The organism is Nocardia higoensis NBRC 100133, from assembly GCF_000308595.1.
GTDB classification, from domain to species: domain Bacteria; phylum Actinomycetota; class Actinomycetes; order Mycobacteriales; family Mycobacteriaceae; genus Nocardia; species Nocardia higoensis.
In genome coordinates, this window is record NZ_BAGA01000162.1 from 1 (window position 1) to 6,696 (window position 6,696).

Genomic DNA, 6,696 nt, shown 5'->3' on the forward strand with positions numbered 1-6,696 from the left:
CCGGCACCTGGCCGTGAGCCCGACCCGATCCGGCTCGACGCCACCGGCGCCGACATCATCGGCGAAGCCATCGCGCTGCGTGAGCGCGGGCCTCTGGTCCAAGTGATGCTGCCCGGCGATATCCCCGCGTGGGCGGTCACCGATGCCGAGGTGATCAAGCAGCTGTTCACCGACTGGCGGGTGTCCAAGGACGCCCATCGACATTGGCCCGCCTTCATCGCCGGGCAAGTGCCCGCGGATTGGCCGCAGATCGCGTGGGTGTCGGTGCGCAATATGTTCACCGCCTACGGCAAAGAGCACCACCGTCTGCGCCGACTCGTCGGCCCCGCCTTCAGCGCTCGCCGCGTCGCCGCGTTGCGCCCGGAGATCAGGATGATCATTCGCAGGCTGCTCGACGATCTCGCCGCCCGGCCCGACGGGGCGGTGATCGACCTGCGCGAGGACTACGCCACCCAGGTGCCCTTGCGGGTGATCTCCGCCCTGATGGGAGTCCCTGCCGAGCTGCGACCGCGACTGCGGGTGTGTGTCGAGGAGATCTTCTCCACCAGCCCGCGGCGGGACCCGCGGACCACCTTCACCGAGCTGGTCGACACCCTGACGCAGTTGGTGGCGCGCCGCCGCGTCGAGCCCGGCCCGGACATGACCAGCCTGCTCATCCGCCACCGCGACGAGCAGGCCGACCGGCTCAGCGAAGAAGAACTCGTCCACACGCTGTTGCTGGTGATCAGCGCCGGCTACGAGACCACCGTCAACCTGATCGATCGGGCCGTCTGCCAACTACTGACCCGGCCCGAACTGCTGGATCGACTACGCATCGGCGCCGTGACGTGGTCGCAGCTGATCGAAGAGTGCTTGCGGTATGCGCCGCCGGTGGCGAATCTGCCGCTGCGCTATGCGGTCACCGATATCGACATCGCAGGTCAGCGGATCAAAGCCGGTGACGCGATTCTCGCCTGCTTCGCCGCCGCCAACCGGGACCCGCATCTGCACGGCCCGGACCCCGACGTCTTCGACTCGGCCCGGCCGAACAAGGAGCATCTGTCCTTCGGGTACGGGCCGCACTACTGCCTCGGAGCGGCACTGGCTCGATTGGAGGCCATCGAAGCGCTGCCCGCTCTGTTCGGGCGGTTTCCCGATCTGACGCTCGCTGTCGAGCCGGGGGAATTGCAGGCGCTGCCCAGTTTCGTATCTCAAGGACACCGGTCGCTGCCCGCCTATCTGGACCGGCCGCGCGACCCGGGAGGGCAGAGCCGTGGCCGCTGACACCCCGCCGCCGTCGATCTGCGCCGTCGTCCCGCTCGAGCAGGCACCTTCCATCCGCACCACCGCCGACGAGCGCCGCCACGACAACCCGCACTGGCCGACGCGCTCGCCTCGAGACGCCACGAGTGCGCTCCTCCTCCACGGCGAATGCCCTTGGCATTGCTCCACCAAGGTTGCCGCGATCATCGTGACCCGCAACGACTACCAGTACTTCCGCGACCGCGGACGGATCGAAGGAAACACATGGACACCGTCGCTCTCGGGCTGCTGAACCACACCGTCAGCACCTCACCCGACACCGACCGCCACACACTCGCCGAACTCGCCGCCACACACGGCTACACCATCACCCACGTCCTCGACATCAACGAAAACACCTTCATGCCCACCACACTCATCATCGACAGCGCCCACAAGATCCACGCGGCCACGATCCTGGCACCGAGCCTGGAACACTTCGGCGCAGCGACCAAAGCGCTCACCCTGGCAGCCACACTGGTCGTGCCGCACACCGTCATTCCCCGGGGCCGGGGCTGGAATCCGAATCCCTGACCGCCCGAACGTCCGCTGACCGTGTAAAGCATCAGTTGATCCATGACCAACCGGTCTACGTGAGTAGTTGCCGAAACCCGCCATATGAAGTCAAGAGCGCACCGGCGGCGCTGCGCGCCGCCCCCGCGCTACGACGCGCAGCGCGGCTCCCAAATAGCGCGGTCGCCGCGGCGCGTCGGTCGCGTCGGCGGCGCACTGCGCCCGCAAGGTATCGCCACGACACTTCTACCGCACTCTGCATCAACAGAGGCAGTGCTGGGCACGAGATCAGCCGTAACCGACCTGCTCTTCCGCAGCTCTCTGTGCGACTAACGCATCCCAGGGGCCGCCTGGTTGTGGTTCAGTTTCGAGTGATCATGTGAGACTATCTCGATGGCGCCGCATCCGGGGGGTGAGTATTGCCAAGGTCAGCCGCATCGTACTGAACGAAAGGGGAGCACCTGTGTCTACGAACTATAAGCCACTATTGAATGGTATAGGAATTGCCGGATACCGCTCAATAGCGGAATGGCAAGAGCTAATCTTCGACAGCAAAGTAACTACTCTTGCCGGTGTCAACAATTCAGGTAAATCAAACGTACTCCGTTTCCTGCAAGATGTCTTGCCCAAATTGCGCACCGATCGCAGAAGATTGCCCACTCTTCCCAAGTTCGAGGGACTCGATAAACCTTCCGGGTTTGCGGAGCAAGCCTCCGTGCGAATAGGCATTCCAATTTCAACCTCAAATCTCCGCGACCTGACTCCACGTGAAATTAGCTCCGGGACACTAGTGGGTCAGCACGGCCTTGAGGCTTGGCAGCATTATGCTATGAAACTCCTTGGGTCCGACGGGTGGTATTGGTCGATTTGCCGCCCGGGAGACAGTGTAGGGCCACCCAATGATCGAGTCGCGGAAGCAGTGAAGCGGTGGCCGGAATGGCCAACTCAATCTCGAAATGTTCTACATGCACTTAGTGGCGGATCAACAAAGCCCGAGTCTGTAATGGAGAACCTTCTGACTAGCCTCGGCGGATTTGAGAAAATACCTCGTGTTTCCACCATCGCAGCATCGCGACGGGTGGAGATTGTCCGCAACGAGGAGGTGGCATCATCAAGTGGAAGCGTTGAGTGGCTGTCCGGCAGGGGGATCATCGACGAGCTTTTCAAGCTGCAACTCCCAAATCATCAAGATTGGGCCGAAGCGACACCCCGTTGGGAGGCGCTGAATAGATTTCTTCAGGTCGTCCTCGGTGACAGCGAGGCGCGGATTCATATCCCACACGACGCCAGTACAATTCAGGTAGCGACACCAACGCGAGTACTGCCCCTTGCGAACCTTGGTTCCGGCGTCGAGCAAGTCATAATATTGGGCGCAGCAGCCACGGTAATTCAGAACAACTTGGTGTGCATCGAAGAACCGGAAACCAATCTGCACCCCCTTCTCCAAAAGAAATTAATTCGCTACCTTACGGAAGAGACGAACAATCAGTACGTCATCGCTACGCATTCCTCTCATTTGCTGGACGATGCTCGCGCATCCGTTTACCACCTCCGACTGAAGGAATCCGGCACCACCATTACCAGAGCGCGCAAACCCTACGAGATGGTTGCCATATGCAACGACCTCGGATATAGGCCATCGGACCTCATGCAGGCGAACGCGGTCATATGGGTGGAAGGTCCATCGGATCGAATTTATATCCGACAGTGGCTGAAGATGGTAGATCCCGAACTGGCGGAGGGTATCGACTACTCCATAATGTTCTATGGCGGCAAGTTGATATCTCATTTGTCGGTCGACGAGCACGCCCTCCAGCAATTCATAGATTTGCGAAAACTCAATCGCCACAGTGCTATCGTCATCGATTCGGACCGCTCCAGCAGTAGGAAGCAGCTCGGTACCACGAAAACTCGCATACGTGACGAATACTTGAACAGTCCTGGCGCAAGCGGATTTGCATGGATCACCGAAGGGTACACGATCGAGAACTACATTCCAGTAGATCTGCTACGCCAATCCGCATCCGAGGTGCATCCACAGAAACCGTTTCATATCGAAAGCCAACGGTGGGATAATCCGTTCCCGGGAAGCGGTTGGGATAAAGTTTCAATCGCACATAAGGTTGCCGAGCGATTAACAGAAGAACACCTGAAGATTCTCGATCTAAAGAAGCAGGTAACGGCCTTGGCGACATTCGTACGCGAGGCCAATATCTCATAGTTCGAGTGCGTGTCGACATACATGCCGCAGATATCAGATATCCGGCGAGACCTACGGTCTCGTGGCACTGCTGGGTGGTCGGCCTGCATTGTGCTCCCGCGTCCCTCCAGCGTCAAGAGCGCTGAAGGCGTCCCTACGGGATGCTGCGGGATGGGCTTCGCCCACTCTTGACCCCGGAGCCTCTACGCGAGAAGGGCAGGCCATAGGGGCGGGCGCAGCCAGCCCGCCGTCCGGCGCAGCCCACCACCCAGCAGGGCCAATCGTGGTGCATCCGCTCGCGTCGCAACCAGCCCCTTCAGGAACCGCCATCGGTCGGCCGGCGTGCCCTCTCGAAATCCGCTTGAGTAGGAGCTACGTCTCTCACCCACCGAAATCCCTGCTCGTCCACGCCCGAGAACGCCATCCTCAGCGTCGGGGACCACGCGATCGGGTTGCTCGTCAGCGCAAGCGCTCGGTCGATATGTGATCGGATCCCTTCGGTGACCGCCTCCGCCACCAGGTAGGTGTGGATGAGAACGAGTACGACATGGCCGTTGGGCAAGACGTATCCGCCGATTGGAAAGAGTCCGACCGCTCCGATGCCCACCTCGCCCACATTCGGTCGAGCGATCACCACATGGATGCCTACTTCGTGACCTTCGGGAGGAAGCGGGATCCAACACACATCACCTTGGTCCGCGGCCGTGGGGAACTCAACCACGTCGTCACGTCGTATGTAGATCGAGAAGCCCCGTGTCCATCCCGTTCTCCCGATCTCGTCCGGCCGCTCCCACCTATCAAGGATCCGATCGGAAGATCCACCCCCGAACTCTTCGACGATCGAGTGGCTGCACCACTGATAGCGCCAGTCGCCACTCTCGTGCAGGCTCCACTTCTGGATGCTCGTCAGGTTGCGAGCAGCTATGTAGACATCTGAGGAGTTCCGAGACGACCACACACGCCAGACGCCGGACTGGAAGCCCGGTTCCCCGACCGCCAATCGCATCGCGCCTCGTCGCGGTAGAGGGTCCAGCTGCACCGTCACTCGGTTCTGGTCATCGCCGACCGTGAGGAAGACCGGATGAACCCCAGAGTCAGTCATGCGTACTCCAACCACGGCTAGCTTCAGCGGACAGGCACGAGTATGCGGACTACCACCGACAACCACCGCAGAATCCCGGGCCGTCGCTGGGCCGTCACGTGCTCGGAACACCCAAGAACAGGCGAGAACAGCGGAGAGATCTTCGCTCAGCTTGCAAGCCGTTTCGGGACATCCGCTCCAACGCGCGCGCATACCGTCGCAAGATTCTCAACATCTTCGAGCGAGTGCGACATTCGTGACGCGCTGACATGACATGGCGTCTAGGCTGCTCGGGTGAACCAGATCGCCCGTCGACATCACACCGTCCCCCGGTTCTATCTGTCCGGTTTTGCTAACAGGGCAGATCGCCTTGGCGTTGCCCGATTGCAGGGAGCGAAGAAATTTGTCCAGTCAATTAATAATGTCTCTGTCAACAATAACTTTTACACGCTTGAGTCTTCGGATGATCCGCCGGATGCATTTGAAAAAGCGCTCGGGGAGATCGAAAGAGCCGCCTCGAAGGTATTCCTGAAGATAGTGGAAGGTGGGGGCTGGCCGCTGAACTCCAGTGACAGGGACACGCTCGCTGCTTTTGTGGCGTTACAGCATGTCCGCGGACCTAATGAGCGCAATAGGCTTAGTCAGATGAACTGGGCTATTAACAGGCTTCAGGTCGCTGCTGTTGGACGGAAGGGGTTGGTGAGGTACTTTGCTGATGAGCGCGGAGTAACGATATCGGAAGATATAGCGGATGAAATCTGGCAGACCTTCACAGGCTCAGCCGATCCGGTAGTTCCGATAGCGTCGATAGTTCATTTCAGGCAAATCGTGGATGCGACCGATCAAACGCTTCCGTATTTTGCACTTCGCCCTTGGAAGCTGGTTACCTTTGAGCGCAAGTCGCTTTTGACCTGCGATACGCCTGTCAGTCTTATCAAGGATCCGGAATCAAACCCATACGAAGGAGTCGGTTTACGCAATGCGCTCTCGATCGCCGTACCCATCTCGCGACGCATCGCGCTGTTCATGAATGATCCTAAACAGATCATCGAAAACGGCATCGACCCCGTGCGAGTGCAGAACGGCGAATTCGATGAGAATCTTGGGCCTTCTGCTGCTGTAGCGCGGATTCTCAACAGTCACGCAGCCCTTAATGAGCTCCTATCTGGTTTGGTTGCCGAGTCTTCGCCAGCAGATGAGTGCTGCGGCGAGGTCGAGGAATCCGTGGTGGATGTCGGTGCGGCGTTCCCAGCGCACGGCCAGGCGCCGGAACTGGTGCAGTAGGGCGAAGGTCTGCTCGACGATCCAGCGTCCGGCCGTGACCTTGTCGCGGGTGCCGCGGCGGGGAATGTGGCCGGTGATGCGACGTTGCCGCAGTTCTTGGTAGACCCGTGGGTAGTCGTAGCCTTTGTCGGCGATCAAGGTGTGGACGCGGTGTCGTGGTCGTCCGGGCCGGCCACGCAGCGGTTTCACCCGGTCGAGAAGTTCGGGCAGCAGCAGGTGGTCGTTGATGTTGGCCGCGGACAGCGTCACCGCGAGCGGGAACCCGTTACCGCAGGTCAGGATGTGGTGTTTCGAACCGGTTTTGGCGCGGTCGACCGGGGACGGGCCTGTCGCGGCG

Annotated in this window: 6 protein-coding genes and 1 pseudogene; 5 read left to right on the forward strand and 2 right to left on the reverse strand. The window is 60.3% G+C overall.

Features of this window, described 5'->3' with window-relative positions; all coding sequences use genetic code 11:
• The 4 genes from ON26_RS27310 to ON26_RS32660 form a co-directional block, all read left to right on the forward strand.
• A partial coding sequence (locus tag ON26_RS27310; RefSeq protein ID WP_306307259.1) for a cytochrome P450 family protein occupies window positions 1–1,263 on the forward strand: 1,263 nt, incomplete at its 5' end.
• The gene (locus ON26_RS27315) at window positions 1,253–1,534 is read left to right on the forward strand and encodes a hypothetical protein (RefSeq protein ID WP_040800463.1); all 282 of its coding nucleotides are present in this window, start codon (window positions 1,253–1,255) and stop codon (window positions 1,532–1,534) included. The genes ON26_RS27310 and ON26_RS27315, both read left to right, overlap by 11 nt.
• The gene (locus tag ON26_RS27320) at window positions 1,507–1,815 is read left to right on the forward strand and encodes a hypothetical protein (RefSeq protein ID WP_040800466.1); all 309 of its coding nucleotides are present in this window, start codon (window positions 1,507–1,509) and stop codon (window positions 1,813–1,815) included. The genes ON26_RS27315 and ON26_RS27320 overlap by 28 nt, the downstream gene beginning before the upstream one ends.
• Window positions 1,816–2,206: 391 nt before the next feature.
• Window positions 2,207–4,015 carry an AAA family ATPase gene (locus ON26_RS32660; RefSeq protein WP_157172028.1) on the forward strand — a complete coding sequence of 603 codons (1,809 nt, stop codon included), beginning with the start codon at window positions 2,207–2,209 and terminating at the stop codon, window positions 4,013–4,015.
• Between the two features lie 295 nt (window positions 4,016–4,310).
• On the opposite strand, the gene ON26_RS31875 is transcribed toward ON26_RS32660, so the two are convergent.
• Window positions 4,311–5,096, reverse strand: coding sequence for a hypothetical protein (locus tag ON26_RS31875; protein WP_051027712.1), 786 nt, complete (start codon window positions 5,094–5,096; stop codon window positions 4,311–4,313).
• A 273-nt stretch (window positions 5,097–5,369) separates the two neighbouring features.
• Here ON26_RS31875 and ON26_RS32665 point away from each other — a divergent pair.
• Window positions 5,370–6,113 (forward strand): annotated as a pseudogene (locus ON26_RS32665) (DUF4238 domain-containing protein); the annotation flags it as partial.
• Window positions 6,114–6,236: 123 nt separating this feature from the next.
• Here ON26_RS32665 and ON26_RS34795 read toward each other — a convergent pair.
• A partial coding sequence (locus ON26_RS34795) for an IS5 family transposase (protein WP_157172029.1) occupies window positions 6,237–6,696 on the reverse strand: 460 nt, incomplete at its 5' end.

Excerpts from the sequence above, each read along its gene's own strand:
- ON26_RS27320 (WP_040800466.1), top strand. The coding sequence starts at position 1,507 with ATGGACACCGTCGCTCTCGGGCTGCTGAACCACACCGTCAGCACCTCA.
- ON26_RS31875 (WP_051027712.1), bottom strand. The coding sequence starts at position 5,096 with ATGACTGACTCTGGGGTTCATCCGGTCTTCCTCACGGTCGGCGATGAC.